9 protein-coding genes are annotated in these 17,811 nt (G+C 62.7%); 8 read left to right on the forward strand and 1 reads right to left on the reverse strand.

Going from position 1 to position 17,811, the window contains the following annotated elements; all coding sequences use genetic code 11:
• Positions 1 to 72 precede the first annotated feature (72 nt).
• Positions 73 to 702, forward strand: a complete 630-nt coding sequence (locus AC07T0_RS07735; protein WP_248799016.1) for a LysE family translocator — start codon at positions 73 to 75, stop codon at positions 700 to 702.
• On the opposite strand, the gene AC07T0_RS07740 is transcribed toward AC07T0_RS07735, so the two are convergent.
• Positions 686 to 1,459, reverse strand: coding sequence for an AraC family transcriptional regulator (locus AC07T0_RS07740; protein WP_495000608.1), 774 nt, complete (start codon positions 1,457 to 1,459; stop codon positions 686 to 688). The two genes, AC07T0_RS07735 and AC07T0_RS07740, sit on opposite strands and share 17 nt — an antisense overlap.
• 104 nt (positions 1,460 to 1,563) lie before the next feature.
• On the opposite strand from AC07T0_RS07740, the gene AC07T0_RS07745 reads away from it, so the two are divergent.
• The 7 genes from AC07T0_RS07745 (at position 1,564) to AC07T0_RS07775 (ending at position 17,783) form a co-directional block, all read left to right on the forward strand.
• Positions 1,564 to 2,748: an MFS transporter gene (locus tag AC07T0_RS07745; protein WP_495000609.1), complete on the forward strand. Its 1,185-nt coding sequence runs from the start codon at positions 1,564 to 1,566 to the stop codon at positions 2,746 to 2,748.
• Between the two features lie 148 nt (positions 2,749 to 2,896).
• Positions 2,897 to 4,579, forward strand: a complete 1,683-nt coding sequence (locus AC07T0_RS07750; protein WP_495000610.1) for a fatty acid--CoA ligase — start codon at positions 2,897 to 2,899, stop codon at positions 4,577 to 4,579.
• A 337-nt stretch (positions 4,580 to 4,916) separates the two neighbouring features.
• A complete protein-coding gene (locus tag AC07T0_RS07755) occupies positions 4,917 to 6,776 on the forward strand; it encodes a DUF1302 domain-containing protein (RefSeq protein WP_495000611.1) in 1,860 nt (619 codons plus the stop codon).
• Positions 6,777 to 6,805: 29 nt separating this feature from the next.
• Positions 6,806 to 8,170, forward strand: coding sequence for a DUF1329 domain-containing protein (locus AC07T0_RS07760; RefSeq protein WP_495000612.1), 1,365 nt, complete (start codon positions 6,806 to 6,808; stop codon positions 8,168 to 8,170).
• A gap of 423 nt (positions 8,171 to 8,593) precedes the next feature.
• Positions 8,594 to 11,341, forward strand: coding sequence for a winged helix-turn-helix domain-containing protein (locus tag AC07T0_RS07765; RefSeq protein WP_495000613.1), 2,748 nt, complete (start codon positions 8,594 to 8,596; stop codon positions 11,339 to 11,341).
• Between the two features lie 345 nt (positions 11,342 to 11,686).
• On the forward strand, positions 11,687 to 13,381 hold the full coding sequence (locus AC07T0_RS07770) for a putative bifunctional diguanylate cyclase/phosphodiesterase (RefSeq protein ID WP_495000614.1): 1,695 nt from the start codon (positions 11,687 to 11,689) through the stop codon (positions 13,379 to 13,381).
• Positions 13,382 to 13,496: 115 nt separating this feature from the next.
• A complete protein-coding gene (locus AC07T0_RS07775) occupies positions 13,497 to 17,783 on the forward strand; it encodes a CHASE domain-containing protein (RefSeq protein ID WP_495000787.1) in 4,287 nt (1,428 codons plus the stop codon).
• Positions 17,784 to 17,811 lie beyond the last annotated feature (28 nt).

Here is a 17,811-nt window from a genome sequence, read left to right on the forward strand (position 1 = left end):
CTGTCGGGTGAAGGCGTAAGGTAGCCAGCCTAACAGACCTATTCAGTGACTGAGGAGCCCACCAACGTGTCCATCTACCTGACGGAATTCCTGACCGTTGCCCTGATTCACCTGCTGGCGGTGGCCAGTCCCGGTCCCGACTTCGCCGTGGTAGTGCGCGAGAGCGTGACCCATGGCCGACGTGCCGGCACCTGGACCGCGCTGGGCGTCGGCACGGCGATTTTCCTGCACGTGGGCTACTCGTTGCTGGGTATTGGCCTGATCGTGTCGCAATCGATCGTGCTGTTCAACGCTTTGAAATGGTTGGCGGCGGCCTATCTACTGTACATCGGCTTCAAGGCCATCCGCGCCAAGCCGGCCAAGCCTGCGACCGACGACCTGGCCTTGCAGGTGGGCGAGCGCACCGCTCGCGGCGCCTTCACCTCGGGCTTTGTGACCAATGGCCTGAACCCCAAGGCCACGCTGTTTTTCCTCTCGCTGTTCACCGTGGTGATCAATCCGCACACGCCGCTGCTGGTCCAGGCCGGTTACGGCGTTTACCTGGCCGTCGCCACCGCGCTGTGGTTCTGCCTGGTGGCGATGCTGTTCAGCCAGCAGCGTGTCCGCGCCGGTTTCGCCCGCATGGGCCACTGGTTCGACCGGACCATGGGCGCGGTGTTGATCGCCATCGGGGTCAAGTTGGCCTTCACCGAGATGCATTGATCGCTTTGAACTGATTCAAGGCATTCAGGTAGTCCCGCGGGTTGTCGCCGAGCAGGCGGCGAAACATCGAACTGAAGGCCCGGGCGCTGCCATAGCCCAATACCTTGGCCACGTGCTGCACGCTTTCCCCGGCGATCAGGCGTGGCAAGGCCTCCATCAGGCGTAGTTGCTGGCGCCAGGCATTGAAATTCATCCGCACTTGCTGCTGGAACAACCGCGCCAGGGTCCGGGTACTGGCGCCGACCTGTTGTGCCCAGTCTTCCAGGCTGTTGGGGTGATCCGGGGTTTCCAGCAGGGCCAGGCAGATCCGTTGCAGGCGCCGGTCGGTCGGCATCGGGATATGCAGCGGCAGATTCTCCAGGGCGGCCAGTTCCTCCAGCATAAGCTGCTGGATCAGCGGATTTCTCGCCTGTTCCGGCCCTTGCACCGCCCGCACGATCAACTCTCGCAGCAACGGTGTCACCGCCAGCACGCAGCAGCCGTGGAGGTTGGCCGGCGAATATTCGGCGGCGATAAATAACGAGCGCATGCGCACCTCGCCGCTCATGAAAATCTCATGCTCGACCCAGGGCGGAATCCACACGGCGCGGGTCGGCGGGATGATCCACGCGCCTTCGGCGGTGACCAGGCGCATCACTCCGCACACGGCATAGAGCAACTGCGCTTCCTGATGGACGTGCAGTTCCTGGTGCGCGCCATCGACGTAATCGCGGGGATAGGCGCTGACCGGGCCGTGCAGGAAGTGGCTGATTAACATGTCCGATTCCATCAGTCTGTCTGGTTTGATGAGTTTGTTGGCAGGTATGCGTTTTATCGCCAATTTAGCATAACGGACCGCTAACCATCCTGACGTGTGCCGTGATGAACCAACCCCGAAACGTAATCCGCTACATCAATGCAGCCCATGTGATCGACCACATGTTCATGCTGATCTACCCCGCCGCCGTGCTGGGCATGGGCCAGGCCTTTGGTCTCGACTTCGCCCAGATGATCGGCCTGTCCCTGGGTGGCTTCATTGCCTTCGGCGCCTGTTCGCTGCCGGCTGGCTGGTTGGGGGACCACTGGAGCCGGCGCAGCATGATGCTGCTGTTCTTCTTCGGGATCGGCACCGCGTCGATCTTTACCGGCCTGAGCAGTACGGCGCCGATGCTGACCCTGGGGTTGACCCTGGTGGGTGTCTTCGCCGCGATCTACCACCCGGTGGGCACCGCGATGCTGGTCAGCTATGCGCAGAACCGAGGCCGTGAAATCGGCGTCAACGGCATGTGGGGCAACCTCGGCGTGGCGTTTTCGGCGCTGGTCAGCGGCTTTCTGGTGGCGCAGTTCGGCTGGCGTTCGGCGTTTATCCTGCCGGGGGCGGTGTCGATCATTCTCGGTGTGCTGTTTGCCCTGCAGGTGCGCGAAGAGCCCATCCCGCTGCAGCCCCATGTGAAACTGCGCAACGCCAGCGGCCAGCAGATTTCCATGATCATGGTGTTCAGCGTCCTGGCGCTGGTCACGGCCACCGGCGGGGTGGTGTTCAACGCCACCACCATGACCTACCCGAAGCTGTTCCAGGAGCGCCTGCATGAATGGCTCGCGTCGCCGCAGTGGCTCGGTGTGATCGTCAGCCTGGCCTACGCCTTTGGCGCGGTGGCGCAGTTGAGCATCGGCCGGATGCTCGACCGCATGAGTCTGAAATGGCCGTTCGTGGTCCTGACCCTGTGCCAGGCGCCCTTGCTGTTCGGATTGGCCTATGTCGACGGCCTGGCGGTGATGGTCCTGGGCGCGGCGCTGATGTTCGTGGTGTTCGGCCAGGTGACGGTGAATGACGCGATGGTCGCCAATTTTGTCGCGCCGCAGTGGCAATCGCGGGTCTTTGCCTTGCGCTACTGCCTGTCGTTCGGGGCCAGCGCGACGGCCATTCCGTTGATCGCCTTTGTCGAGCCGCGCCAGGGTTTCGCCGGCCTGTACCTGATCCTCGCGGGCTTCGCCGCGCTGACGTTTGTTGCCGCCCTGGTGTTTCCGCGCACCCCGGCCCAGCAGCCCGCCGGGCAGCCGGCCTGAGCTTTGGCGGAGGTTTCCGTGGGTGCTGGCTGTGAGCTAGCACTCACGTTCGTCTGCAAATCATTCCTTTGGGTGATTTAGTGAGTGCGCGACGGCTCTAGAGTGCCTATCTTTAGCCACGACCGTGCAGACAGACCAAGGAAGCTCCATGTTGCAGACTCGTATCATTCCGCCCGCCGAAGGGGCTTATCAATACCCCCTGTTGATCAAGCGCTTGCTGATGTCCGGCAGCCGCTACGAGAAAACCCGCGAGATCGTCTATCGCGACAAGCTGCGCTACAGCTATCCGACCTTGAGCGAGCGGGTCGCCCGGCTGGCCAACGTGCTCACTGCGGCGGGAGTCAAGGCCGGCGATACCGTCGCGGTGATGGACTGGGACAGCCATCGCTACCTGGAATGCATGTTCGCCATCCCGATGATCGGCGCGGTGATCCACACCATCAACGTGCGCCTCTCGCCCGAGCAGATCCTCTACACCATGAACCACGCCGAGGACCGCTTCGTGCTGGTCAACAGCGAGTTCGTCGGCCTGTACCAGGCGATTGCCGGGCAGCTGACCACGGTGGACAAGACCCTGCTGCTCACCGACACCGAGGACAAGAGCGCCGAGTTGCCGAACCTGGTGGGCGAGTACGAGCAACTGCTGGCGGCGGCGAGCCCGGTCTACGACTTCGAGGATTTCGACGAGAACTCGGTCGCCACCACCTTCTACACCACCGGTACCACCGGCAACCCGAAAGGCGTGTACTTCACCCATCGGCAACTGGTGCTGCACACCCTGGGCGTGGCGACCATCATGGGCTGTATCGACAGCGTGCGCCTGCTGGGCACCAACGACGTCTACATGCCGATCACCCCGATGTTCCACGTGCACGCCTGGGGCCTGCCCTATGTGGCGACCATGCTCGGGCTCAAGCAGGTCTATCCCGGCCGCTACGATCCGGAGCTGCTGGTGGAGCTATGGCGCAGGGAAAAGGTCACCTTTTCCCACTGCGTGCCGACCATCCTGCAGATGGTGCTCAACGCCAAGGCGGCCCAGGGCACCGACTTCAAGGGCTGGAAGATGGTCATCGGCGGCAGTGCGTTGAACCGCACGCTGTATGAGACCGCCAAGAGCAAGGGCATTCAGTTGACTGCCGCCTATGGCATGTCGGAAACCGGCCCGCTGGTGTCCTGCGCGCACCTCAGCGACGAGCTGATGGCCGGCAGCGAGGACGAACGCACCACCTACCGGATCAAGGCCGGCGTGCCCGGGCCGTTGGTGGAAGCGGCGATTGTCGACGAGGACGGCAACTTCCTCCCGGCAGACGGCGAGACCCAGGGCGAACTGGTGCTGCGCGCACCCTGGCTGACCGAGGGGTATTACAACGAACCGCAGAAGGGCGCCGAGCTCTGGGCCGGCGGCTGGTTGCACACTGGCGACGTGGCGACCCTGGACGGCCTGGGGGTGATCGACATTCGCGACCGGATCAAGGACGTGATCAAGACCGGCGGCGAATGGATCTCCTCCCTGGCCCTGGAAGACCTGGTCAGCCGCCACCCGGCGGTACGTGAAGTAGCCGTGGTGGGCATTGCCGATCCGCAATGGGGCGAGCGTCCGTTCGCCTTGCTGGTATTGCGTGAAGGCCATGTGATCGGTGCCCGCGAACTCAAGGAGCACCTCAAGCCCTTCGTCGAACAGGGCCACTTGAGCAAGTGGGCGATCCCGAGCCAGATCGCCCTTGTTACTGAAATTCCCAAGACCAGCGTCGGCAAACTGGACAAGAAGCGCATCCGCATCGATATCGTCCAATGGCAGGCCAGCAATAGCAGTTTCCTCTCGACCCTTTGAGGTGTCCCCGCCACGCCCGAAAGGGCGTGGCAGCCCCACCAAGCAAGCGCTTGGCTTGTCGAATTCGAATTTTCAGTCATTCTTGCCCGCCGCTTTTCAGCGGCTTGGCGAACGCATTGTTTGTGCAGTGGCCCCAGGGTGCAAATCACACTTTAGAGGGATCAAGCGGTACTGGCTGCTGGCTATAGTCCGCGGACAGATTTTCAGGAGTGGGGCAGGCCGGCGATACGCCGGGCCGCCACTTCGGGCGATGGATGGGAGTGTCTGCTTCCCTTTCGTCCGAGGCGTTCCTGAAGGTGCTCACTGCCAAAACAATAAAAGCACATGGAGTATGTCGATGATCGTGTTAAACCCGTTCTGGCGCCGGGCGAAACTGCCCTTGGCCGTCAGCCTCGCCTCTACGCTCGCCGGTCCCGCTTTTGGCGTCAGTTTCAATGTCGGTGAGATCGAGGGCAGCTTCGACTCGTCCCTGTCGCTGGGGGCCAGTTGGTCGACGCAGAATCCCAACAAAAACCTGATCGGCGTCAACAATGGCGGCGCGGGGTTGTCGCAGACCTCCGATGACGGACACTTGAACTTCAAGGCCGGCGATACCTTTTCGAAGATCTTCAAGGGTGTGCATGACCTTGAATTGAAATACGGCGATACCGGTGTGTTCGTGCGCGGCAAGTATTGGTACGACTTTGCCTTGCAGAACCAGGACCTCGACTTCAAGAACGTCAGCAACGATGGCCGCCAGGAAGGTGCCAAGTCTTCCGGCGGGGAGATCCTCGATGCTTTCGTCTATCACAACTACAGCATTGCCGACCTGCCGGGCACCGTGCGCCTGGGCAAACAGGTGGTGAGCTGGGGCGAAAGCACCTTTATCGGTGGCGGGATCAACTCGATCAACCCGATCGATGTGTCGGCATTCCGTCGTCCAGGCGCCGAGATCAAGGAAGGCCTGATTCCGGTCAACATGTTCTACATGAACCAGAGCCTCACCGATAACCTCTCGGCGGAAGGCTTCTACCAGATAGGCTGGGATTCGACGGTCACCGACAACTGCGGCACCTTCTTCTCGCAGTCGGACATTTCCTCGCATGGTTGTGACAATAACCTGCGGGTCTTGAACTCGACCGCCACGATCAGCCCGGCTCAGCAAGCGGGGCTACGGCCATTGGGTGTCGATATCAACGGCGAAGGTGTCCTGGTTCGACGTACACCCGACCAGGACCCCAGCAGTGGCGGCCAGTTCGGCTTGGCCATGCATTACAACTTCGAGCCGCTGGACACCGAGTTCGGCGCCTATTTCATGAACTACCACAGTCGCGCGCCAATCTTCAGTGCCAAGGGCGCCTCCCAGGCGGTCTTCAATAGTGCTCCGTTCCTCGGTACGGCGGCCCCCTTGGTGGTGGCCGGCAACTCCAGCTACTTCATGGAGTACCCGGAGAACATTCGCCTGTATGGCTTGAGCTTCTCCACCACCTTGCCCACCGGTACCGCCTGGAGTGGCGAATTGAGCTACCGGCCGAATGCGCCGGTGCAGATCAGCTCCACCGATATCCTGTATGCCGGTGTCACACCGTTGCCAGGCCTGGGGAATGCCTCGATCATCAAGGGTTCGCCGGGGCAGACGATCAACGGCTATAACCGCAAGGAAATCACCCAGTTCCAGACCACCTTCACGCATTTCTTCGATCAGGTCATGGGCGCCAGTCGCCTGACCCTGGTCGGTGAAGCCGGGATCACCTATGTGGGCGGCCTGGAAAGTCGGGACAAGGTTCGCTACGGCCGGGATCCGGTCTATGGGCCGGGCACCTTGCCGAACGGTTTTTGCCCAACCCTCAATAGCGGCACGATCAATGGCGCCGGGCCCGGCGCGGACGCCAGCAACCGCAGCAGCAACTGCAACAACGACGGCTTCACCACCGCCACTTCCTGGGGTTATCGCGCCCGGGCCATCTGGGAATACCCGGATGTCTTCGCCGGGGTGAACCTCAAGCCCAACGTGGCCTGGTCCCATGATGTGAAAGGTTATTCGCCGGGCCCTGGCGGCAACTTCGAACAGGGGCGCAAGGCGGTCAGCCTGGGCCTTGATGCCGAGTACCAGAACACCTACACCGCGAGCCTGAACTACACCAATTTCTTCGGTGGCGACTACAGCACGGTGGATGACCGTGACTTCGTCGCGCTGAGCGTTGGCATGAACTTCTAAGTACGCTGAATTTCAGGAAGAACAAAAAGATGAAAATCACCAAGAATCTGCTTCAGGTCGGTGTGCTGGGATTGTCGTTGCTGGCCAGCGGCGTGATGGCGGCGGTGTCCGCCGACGAAGCGGCGAAACTGGGCGCGAGCCTGACCCCGATGGGCGCGGAAAAGGCCGGCAATGCCGCCGGCAGCATCCCGGCCTGGACGCCGATGGCGAAGACCATCGGCACGGCCGACAGCAAGGGTTTCCTCTCCGATCCGTACGCCAGTGAAAAGCCGCTGTTCATCATCACTGCGCAGAACGTCGAGCAGTACAAGGACAAGCTGGCCCCGGGGCAATACGCGATGTTCAAGCGCTACCCGGAGACCTTCAAGATGCCGGTCTACCCGTCCCATCGCGGTGCCACCGTGCCGGATGAGGTGTTTGCCGCGATCAAGGAAAACGCCTCCAGGACCAACCTGGTCAGCGGCGGCAACGGTCTGGAAAACTTCAAGACCGCCGTGCCGTTCCCGATCCCGAAAAGTGGCGTGGAGGTGATCTGGAACCACATCACCCGCTATCGCGGCGGCAGCGTGACCCGTCTGGTGACCCAGGCCACGCCCCAGGCCAATGGCTCTTACAGCCTGGTGTACTTCCAGGACCAGTTCGTCTTCCGCGACAAGATGAAGGACTACGATCCGGCCAACCCCGGCAATATCCTCTTCTACTTCAAGCAGAAAGTGACCGCGCCGGCACGCCTGGCCGGTGGCGTGCTGCTGGTCCACGAAACCCTCGACCAGGTCAAGGAGCCGCGTTCGGCCTGGGTCTACAACGCCGGCCAGCGCCGTGTGCGACGTGCCCCGCAAGTCTCCTATGACGGCCCGGGTACCGCCGCCGACGGCCTGCGCACCTCCGACAACCTGGACATGTACAACGGCGCGCCGGACCGCTACGACTGGAAGCTCGAAGGCAAGCAGGAGATGTACATCGCCTCCGACAGCTACAAGCTCGATTCGCCGCAGCTCAAGTACGCCGACATCATCAAGGCCGGCCATATCAACCAGGACCTGGCGCGTTACGAGCTGCGCCGCGTCTGGCACGTGGTCGCGACCCTGAAGGAAGGCCAGCGCCATATCTACGCCAAGCGTGACTTCTATATCGACGAAGACACCTGGCAGGCGGCGGTGATCGACCACTACGACGGTCGCGGGCAACTCTGGCGTGTCGCCGAAGCCCATGCCGAGAACTACTACGACAAGCAAGTGCCGTGGTACGCCCTGGAAACCCTCTACGACCTGCAGTCCGGTCGCTACCTGGCGCTGGGCATGAAGAACGAAGAGAAGCAGGCGTATGACTTCGGCTTTACCGCCACCACCAGCGATTTCACCCCAGCTGCCTTGCGCCAGGACGGCGTTCGCTGAAACTGTGGGAGCAGCGCCGGTCGATGATCGATTGCCCGCGAAAGGGGAATGAGGTCAATGTCCATCACTGAAGGTTGAACACAGTCCCTGTGGGAGCGGTGCTTGCCCGCGAAGGGGCCGTTAAAGTCGCTAAAAGCTTCGCGGGCAAGCACCGCTCCCACAAAAGTTCTGCCCCCAAACAAGTTCTGCTCCCAAATAGACATCGCTCCCACATGCAACCCCGTTACAAGCGCAGGCGCATCCTGCGTTGAAACGCCCCGGCTGGTTCGGGGCGTTTTTTTGCTTGCGGGATATATGTCGCTAAATATTTCAAAGTCGATGCTTTTCGACAAAATTACGACAATAAGCCTTCATTACGGCGCTTTTTACCGCTAGTCTGCGAACAACTGCCCGCCGATAACAGCCCTTCAACAAGAGCCGGCCATGACTGATCTGTCCCGTATGCAAGGTCCTATGGGCCCGGCCATACCTGCCTCGGAAGGACGCTTCTACCGTCCGCCATTGCCGGACGGCTATGTGTTGCGACCCCGCCTGTGCGAACGCCTGGGTGCCGGGTTGCACGGCCGTCTGTTGCTGGTCAGCGCCCCGGCCGGTTTCGGCAAGAGTTCGTTAGCGGTGGAGTTCTGCCAGAGCCTGCCCGAACACTGGCAAAGCCTGTGGCTGGGGCTCAGTCCGCGGGACAACGATCCGGGACGTTTCCTCGAGCGCCTGCTCGACGGCCTGCAACACTACTTTCCAGACCTGGGCAGCCAGGCGCTGGGCCTGTTGAAAATGCGCCAGCGCCATCAACCCTTCGCTTTCGAGGAGTGGCTGGACGGCCTGCTCGACGAACTGGCGCTGCGCCTGTCCAGCAGCACACCGCTGTTGCTGGTGCTCGACGATTACCATCTGGCCCAGGGCCCGGTGCTGGATCGTTGCCTGCAGTTCTTCCTCAACCACCTGCCCGCGGGTTTGCTGGTGCTGGTCACCAGCCGACAGCGGCCGGAGTGGCACCTGGCACGCCTGCGACTGTCGCGGCAACTGCTGGAGTTGAACGAGCAAGACCTGCGCCTGACCCACGGCGAATCCCTGGACCTGTTCGAGCGCCACAGCAGTTCCTTGCGTGGCGAAGCGCTGAACAACCTGATCGAGCGCAGCGAGGGTTGGGTCGCCGGTTTGCGCTTCTGGTTATTGGCCGCGGCGCAGGCCAGCAGCGATACGGCGCTGCCTCAGGTCCTGCAAGGTGGTACCGGGTTGATTCGCGACTACCTGCTGGAGGAGGTGATCGACTGCCTGCCAGCCGAGGTCCAGAGCTTTCTCTACGACACCGCGCCCCAGGAGCGCTTTTGCAGCGAACTGTGCGATGCGCTTCGCGAGTCCCACGACAGCGCGCAGATCCTCAGCTACCTGCAATCGCACCAGGTGTTCCTGGTGCCGCTGGACCAACACGGCCACTGGTTCCGTTATCACCACCTGTTTTCCGATCTGCTGCGCAGCCGTCCACCGAGCAATGCGCTGGTCCCGGCCGCCAGTCTGCATCTGCGGGCCTGCCGCTGGTTCAGCAGCCAGGGCTTGCTCGACGAGGCGGTGGAACAGGCCCTGCGCGCCGGGCATCTGGATGTGGCGGCGAACCTGGTGCAGAACCTCTCGGAAGAGCAACTGCTGGCCGAACAGAACGTCGGCATGCTGCTGCGCTGGAAAAGCGACTTGCCCGATCGCCTGCTGGTCAGCACACCGCGGCTGATCGTGCTCTACGCCTGGGCTTTGGGACTGGCCTGCCAACTGGATGCGGCCGAAGAGCTGGCCAGTCACTTGAGCCGCTTCCTGCCCGCACCCTCGGCCACCGCGCAGAAGTCCATGCTCGCGCAATGGCTGGCCCTGAGCGGGATCATCGCCCGTGGCCGTGGCGATCGCCAGAAGACCCAGGCCTATTGCGGCGAAGCCTTGCTCAGCCTGCCGCACAAGCGCTATGGCCAGCGTCTGGTGTGCCTGTCGACCCTGTCCAACCTGGCGATTGCCGACGGTGACCTGTGGCGTGCCCGTGGCCTGAATCGTGAGTCGTTGGAGCTGGCCCAGCGGGTCGGCAACCCCTTGTTCGAGGCCTTGGCCCATTACGATCGGGCGCGGGTGCTGCAGGCCCGTGGCGAGGTATTGCGTGCGCTGGATGAGGTCCGCCAGGGCTTGCAGCGCCTGGAGGGTTTGTCCGCCCAGCGGCTGTATGCCGCCCGCGCCCGGTTGACGCTGTACGAGGGTTACCTGCTGACCCTGCGCCAGCAACCCGAAGCCGGGCGCCTTCGCTTGTTGGCGGGTCTTCACGAGGCCCGGGCCTGCCGCGATATCAGCGTGCTGGTGGGGCATTGCGTGATTGCCGGCCAGGAAGGGCGCAACGGTGAGTTCGCCAAGGCCTTTGCCGAACTGGCCGAGGCCGAGCGTCTGATGCATATCTGGGATGTGCCGCCGATTTATTACCTGGCGATGATCACCCTGATGAAGTGCCAACTGTGGCTGGCCCAGGGCCGCATCGACCTGGCCGAAGCCTGGCTGGGGCGCCTGGAACAGACCTATAACGGCGCTCAGCCGGCGGCGGCGCCGGAGTTCCACCCGCAACTGCCCTTGCATATCCAGTTGCAGCAGGCCTTGCTCGAAGCCATGCGCGGCCAGCCCGCGGCCGCGCAGCAGCGCCTGGTGAAACTGGTGGAGCAGGGCCAGGCCAGCGGCGCTCAACTGCTCAGCGTGATGGCCTGGAACCAGTGGCTGCTGGTGTTGCTGGCGACGGCCCGCGAGGCCGAAGCCCGGCCGCTGTTCGCCCGCGCGGTGGAAGCCACCACGGGCGGCGCTTTGTTGCCGTTCCAGACCTTGGCCAAAGCGCATCCGCAGTGGATGCGTGAGCAATTGCTGCAAGGCCCGGACACGCCGCTGCGGCAAAGCCTGCTGGCGCTGCTGCCAGCCCAGGCGGTGCGCGAGGCCGGAGAGCTGGCGCAGCCCATCGACAGCCTGAGTAGCCGTGAACTGGCCGTCCTGCATTTGATCGCCCAGGGCTGTTCGAACCAGGAGATCAGCGACCAGTTGTTCATTTCCCTGCATACGGTGAAAACCCACGCCAGCCATATCAACGGCAAACTGCGGGTCGAACGGCGCACCCAGGCGGTGGCGCGGGCGCAGGAACTGGGGTTGCTGGGCGAATCGCGCTGACTGGCTTGAGCCGGGCGCTGGACAACACCACGACTCCTTGTAGGCGCCGGCTTGCTGGCGATAGCGATGTATATGACGCAGATGATGTGGTGGAGGTACTGGCCTCATCGCCGGCAAGCCGGCTCCTACGGGTTCGCGTATACCGGGATACCTGCTATTTGACCAAATGTACCGTCGAAGACGCTTCGGCGGGGTGGCTATGTGCCTTGCGTCAGCTATAACCAATAGACGTCTACCCTCCCTTTCAACGCCTGGAGTGACTGAAGGCTGGCGAGGGTGTAAAGAATGGGGCCACGTCAGCGCTCTTTGTTCATGAATTACAAAGGAATTGCCTGGGAGCAAGGAATGCGCGAGTCCACATTTAGCCCCGCTCCAGTCGTCCTGATCGTCGACGACCAAGCGACCGACGCGCTGATCCTCCGCGAGTCGGTACGGGATCTGGCCCAGGTGCATGTCGCCACCAGCGGTGAAGAAGCGTTGCGAGTCGCGCGCCAATGCCGTCCCGATGTGGTCCTGCTCGATATCGAGATGCCCGGCATGAACGGCTTCGAGGTCTGCAAGGCGCTGAAGGCCGACCCCAAGTTGTCCGACGCCGCGGTGATTTTCGTCACCTCCCATGCCCAGGCCGATTACGAACTCCAGGCCCTGGGCTACGGCGGCATCGACTTTATCCAGAAACCTTTGAATATCCCGGTGGCCAGGGCTCATATCAACGCCCATATCACCCTGCGCAATGAAGCCAAGCGCCTGGCCAACCACGACGCCCTGACCGGCTTGCCCAACCGTATGCTGTTGCAGGATCGTGCCGAGCAGGCGCTGAAAATGGCCCGGCGCAATCACGGGCGGCTGGCGATGCTGTTGCTGGACCTGGACAACTTCAAGGCCATCAACGATTCCATGGGGCATTCGGTCGGTGACCAGATGCTCAAGTATGTGGCGACACGCCTGTCGATGCTGCTGCGCGGCATGGATACTCTCAGTCGCCAGGGCGGCGACGAGTTCATCATCCTGTTATCGGAGGTGGACGGTTTCGAGGCGGTGGGGGATTTTGCCGAGCAGGTGCTGACGGCCATTTCCAGCCCGTTTTCGCTGCAGGGCACGCGCTACGACCTGAGTGCCAGCATTGGTATCGGGGTCTTCCCGGAAGACAGCGACGACCTTGAGTCGCTCTACCGACATGCCGACGCCGCGATGTATCAGGCCAAGCTGGCGGGGCGTAACCGCTACCTGTTCTTTTCTCCCGGTATCGAAAGCGGCATGCGCGCCCGGCACCTGCTTGAACGGCATATGCGCGCGGCCATCGAGGAAGGGGTGTTCGAGGTGTTCTACCAGGCCAAGGTCGATGCCCGGGACCTGCGCGTGGTCGGCATGGAGGCGCTGATCCGCTGGCGCAACGGCGACGGCAACCTGGTCTCGCCGGCGGACTTCATTCCCCTGGCCGAAGAAACCGGCTTGATCATTCCCATCGGTAAATACGTGTTGCTCCAGGCCTGCAAGGACACCTGCAAATTGCATGAACTGGGCCATCCAGTCTGTGTCAGCGTGAACATCAGCGCCGTGCAGTTTCGTGAAGAGTCGTTCCTCGGCATGGTCAAGGGCATCCTGCGCGACTCCGGTCTGGCGCCGCAATGGCTGGAGCTGGAAATCACCGAAGGGGTCCTGGCCCGGGACATCGACAACGCCCGGGAAACCCTGATGGCGCTCAAGGAGTTGGGCGTACACGTGGCCATCGACGATTTTGGCACGGGTTATTCGAGCTTGGCCTATCTCAAGCGTTTTCCCATTGATGTGCTGAAGATCGACCAGAGCTTCGTGCGCGACATGCTCCTCGACAAGAGCGATCTGGCCATTGTCGAGGCGATCATCAAGCTGGGGCAGGCGCTGGGTCTTGAGCTGGTGGCCGAAGGCGTGGAGACCCAGCAGCAGGCCGACCTGCTGCTGGAGCAGGGCTGCCGGATCATGCAGGGCTTTCTGTATTGCCGACCGGTGCCGTTTACCCAGATAAGCACCTTCTTGTCTTCATGGTCACGAACGGTATGAGGGCAGCAAGGCCAGTCGCCGAAGATCGACATCCCGGTCCCCGGGATAGCCGCATTGCTCAAAGGAGTCTGTATTGAAACGAAAGAGTCTGTCTGCCCTGAATGGGCGCGCTGCGATGATCCTGGCCCTTGGGTTGGTGGTGACGGTCATCGGATGTCTGCTCCTGCAGAACAGTAATGAACAACGCACCCGCGAAGCTCTCGGCGTCACCGCCGAAAGAGCGCTGCAGTCGGTGGTGACCCGGTTGCAGTTGTATCAGTACGGGTTGCGCGGTACCCGTGGCGCGATTGTCACTGCCGGCGAGGATGGCATGACGCGGGAGATCTTCCACCGCTTCAGCCAGATGCGCGACGTGTCCAAGGAGTTTCCCGGTGCCCGCGGGTTCGGTTTTATCCGCCGGGTGTCGCCTCAGGACCTCGGGACATTCCTGCAGCAAGCCCGCGCCGATGGTGAGCCGGACTTCAGCATTCACCAGTTTGCGCCCCATGAAGGCGACCTTTATGTGGTCCAGTACCTGGAGCCCAACGCCGATCACTCCGCGGCGTTCGGCCTGGACATCGCCTCGGAGGCTGACCGGGCCGAGGCGGCACGGGCGGCCGCGCGCACGGGCGAAGCGCGGCTCACCGCGCCGATTACGCTGGAGCAGTCGCTGGACAAGCCGGAACAGGCGTTCTTGATTCTGTTGCCGATCTACAAGCACGGTATTGTGCTGCCCACCGAGTCGGAGCGAGAGGCGGCGATTGTCGGTTGGGGCTATGCGCCTTTGCAGATCGAGAATGTTCTGGAGGGGTTGGTGCCGCAAGGCGAGGCGGTCAACCTGCGGCTCAGGGACATCACTGTCCCGGGAGCCCCTGAGCAGTTTTACCAGAGCACTTATGAGTCGGGCGCCCAGCCGGCGGCCTTGATGACCCATGCCCTGGAACAGGATGTCTTCGGTCGGCGCTGGCAGATAGAGGTGCAGGCACTGCCGCTGTTCGCGCAGCACCTGCACCTGGTGTCGCCGATGCTGGTGCTTTTCCTTGGCATCCTGGCCAGCCTGCTGCTGGCCGCGCTCGCCGCCATTGCCAGGATCAGTTCCCAGCGGCGTCTGCAGGTGATCGCCCAGCAGGCCCGGTTGGCCTCGATCGTCGAAGGCTCGGCGGACGCGATCATCGGCAAGACCCTTGAAGGTATCGTCACCAGTTGGAACAAGGGCGCGCAGAACCTGTTGGGCTATACCGCGCAGGAGGCGGTGGGTCAGCCGCTGGTGAAGCTGATCGTGCCGCCTGAGCTGGTCTCGGAAGATATCGAGATCCTGAGGGGCATTGCGGGCGGTAAGGCGATTACCCATTTCGACACTCTGCGGCGCTGCAAGGACGGTCGCCGCATCTATGTTTCGGTGAACGTTTCACCCATCTGTGACGAAAGTGGCCGGGTGATCGGCGCATCGAAGACGCTGCGCGATATCAGCGCGCAGAAAGCCGCCGAGGCGCGGATTCTCGAGCTCAACTCCAGCCTCGAAGAGCAGGTGGCAGCGCGGACCTCGGAGCTGCGGCGGATCAACCTGTTGTTCAGCAGTGTGCTGCGTTCGGCCTCCGAGGTGTCGATCATCGCCACCGATCTGGACGGTGTGATCAGTGTATTCAACGAAGGCGCCGAGCACATGCTCGGTTATCGCGCCGAAGAACTGCTGGGCAAGGCCACCCCGGCGATCCTCCACGTGGAGCAGGAAATCATCGAGCGTGCTGCTGAACTCAGCGCGGAGTATGGACAGGTCATCGAGGGTTTCAGGGTCTTAGCCCACAAGCCGGAGTTCGAGCACTCGGAAACCCGCGAATGGACCTATGTGCGCAAGGATGCCTCCCATGTGCCGGTCAGCCTGGTGGTGACCGACCTGCGTGATGACGAGGGGCAACTGATCGGCTATCTGGGCATCGCCGTCGATATCACCCAGCGCAAGGCCGCCGAGCATCAACTGGAAGTGAGCCTGCAGGCGAGCCGGGTGATCCGCGACCAGTTGCTGATGGCCGCCGATGTGGCCGAACTGGGTATCTGGACCTGGACCCTGGCGGACAACAGGTTGCAATGGAACGACCGGATGTTCGAGTTCTATAGCCAGCCGCTGAGCTTGCGCGATAACGGTTTGAACTATGCACACTGGTATGAGCGGGTACACCCTGAGGACGTCGAGGCGGTGGCCGCGCAGTTGACCGCGGCCGTTGCCGGGGAGGGGGTGTATGACCCGATCTTCCGGCTGCTGGCGCCGGATGGGCGGATACGTTTCATCCAGGCCGGCGCCCAGGTCGAGCGCGATGCCCAGGGCCAAGCCCTGCGGGTGACCGGTATCAACCGCGATATCACCACCCAACGTGAGTTGGAATCGCACCTGCTGCGGGCCAAGAACCGCGCCGACAGCGCCAGCGCCGCCAAGTCGTTTTTCCTGGCCAACATGAGCCATGAAATCCGCACGCCGATGAACGCGGTGATGGGCATGTTGCAGTTGGTCCAGCACACCGACCTCAATGCCCGCCAGCGCGACTACGTGGTCAAGGCCCAGACGGCGGCCAAGTCACTGCTGGGCCTGCTCAACGACATCCTCGACTACTCCAAGATCGAGGCCGGCAAGCTGCGCCTGGATCCGCACCCCTTCGAGCTCGAACCGCTGATGCGTGACCTGGCGGTGGTGTTGGCGGGCAATCAGGGCAGTAAGGAGGTCGAGGTGATGTTCGACCTGGATTCCAACTTGCCCGGCAGCCTGGTGGGCGACAGCCTGCGCTTGCAGCAAGTGCTGATCAATCTGGCCGGCAACGCCCTGAAGTTCACCCAGCAGGGCCAGGTGGTGGTCAGTATCCGGCAGTTGCGGCGCCTGCACGGCTCGGTGAAAGTTCGGGTCGAGATTTGCGATACCGGCATCGGCATCAGTGCCGAACAACTGCAGCGCGTCTTTGACGGCTTCACCCAGGCGGAAGCCTCGACCAGCCGCCGTTTCGGCGGTACCGGACTGGGTCTGGTGATCTGCAAGCGGCTGGTGGGCCTGATGGGCGGCGAGTTGCAGGTGGAGAGTGAGGTGGGTGTCGGCAGCCGGTTCTGGTTCGATATCAGCCTCGACGTGGCCCGCGAGGAAGCCCTGCGGCTGTCCTGCCCCGGTGTCGATTCGACGATGCGCCTGCTGGTCGCCGACGACAACTCCATGGCCTGCGAACTGCTGCTGCGAACCGTGCGTTCCCTGGGCTGGACCGCCGACACGGTGAGTGGCGGCACGCTGGCGGTCGAGGGGGTGCGCAAGGCGCAGTTGCGTGGCGAACCCTATGACGTGGTGTTGATGGACTGGCGCATGCCGGACATGGACGGCCTCAGTGCCGCCCGCTTGATCAGCTTGCAGGAGCAAGCCGCGCCGCCGCCGATGGTGATCATGATTACCGCCTACGGACGTGAGGTTCTGGCGGATGTGCACCACGAAGGCGATGCGCCCTTTGTCGGTTTTCTCACCAAACCGGTGACGCCGCGGCAGTTGGCCGATGCGGTCCAGCGCGCTTTCAGCACCAGCGAGCCGCTGCCCGAAGCGTTGCCCGGCCCAGCCCGTCCTCGGCGCCTGGCCGGCTTGCGCTTGTTGGTGGTGGAAGACAATGCCCTCAATCGCCAGGTCGCCGACGAGCTGCTGAGAGGCGAAGGCGCCCAGGTCAGCCTGGCGGAAGGCGGATTGGAGGGCGTCAGCCAGGTCATGTCGGCTTCGACGCCGTTCGATGCGGTGCTGATGGATATCCAGATGCCGGACATCGATGGCCTGGAGGCGACGCGGCGGATTCGCCGCCACGCGCATTTTGCCCTGTTGCCGATCCTGGCGATGACTGCCAATGCCTCCAACAGCGACCGTGAAGCCTGTATCGCGGCGGGCATGAATGACCATGTGAGCAAACCCATCGACCTCGAGCAACTGGTGCAGACCTTGCGCGTCCAGACCGGGCGCGAGGCACCTCAACCCCTGATGATGAGCGAGGTGCATGGGTATTCAGTCGATAGCGTGCTCGAGGCGCGTGCGTCGATCATGAGTCGCTTCGGTAGCAATCTCGAGCTGATCTCCACCGTCTTGTACAGTTTCGGTTCCGAGTTGGAAAAGCAGCTGGCGCTGCTCCCGGCGCACCTGCAGGACCGCGACGGGCCGGCGGTGGCGGCGGTGCTGCATGCGATCAAGGGCAGCTCCGGCACCATGGGCGCGCAGGCCTTGTCACTGCGCGCCAGTGCCCTGGAGCGTGAGCTGTTGTATGGTGATGCGGCGGCGGTGAGGCGCGTGCTGGAGGATCCGCAATGGTTGCCGGAGCTCAAGGAATTGTTGGTGCGCAGTGTCGAGCAATTGAAGGCGACGTTTGGGACCGGGTATCGAGGGGATTCGTCTCGGGAGGCCGCCTCGGGGTCGTTCTCCTGAAACCCTGGTCTGCGTTTGGAGAGGGATT

It is taken from the genome of Pseudomonas sp. GW821-FHT04D07 (genome assembly GCF_059420225.1).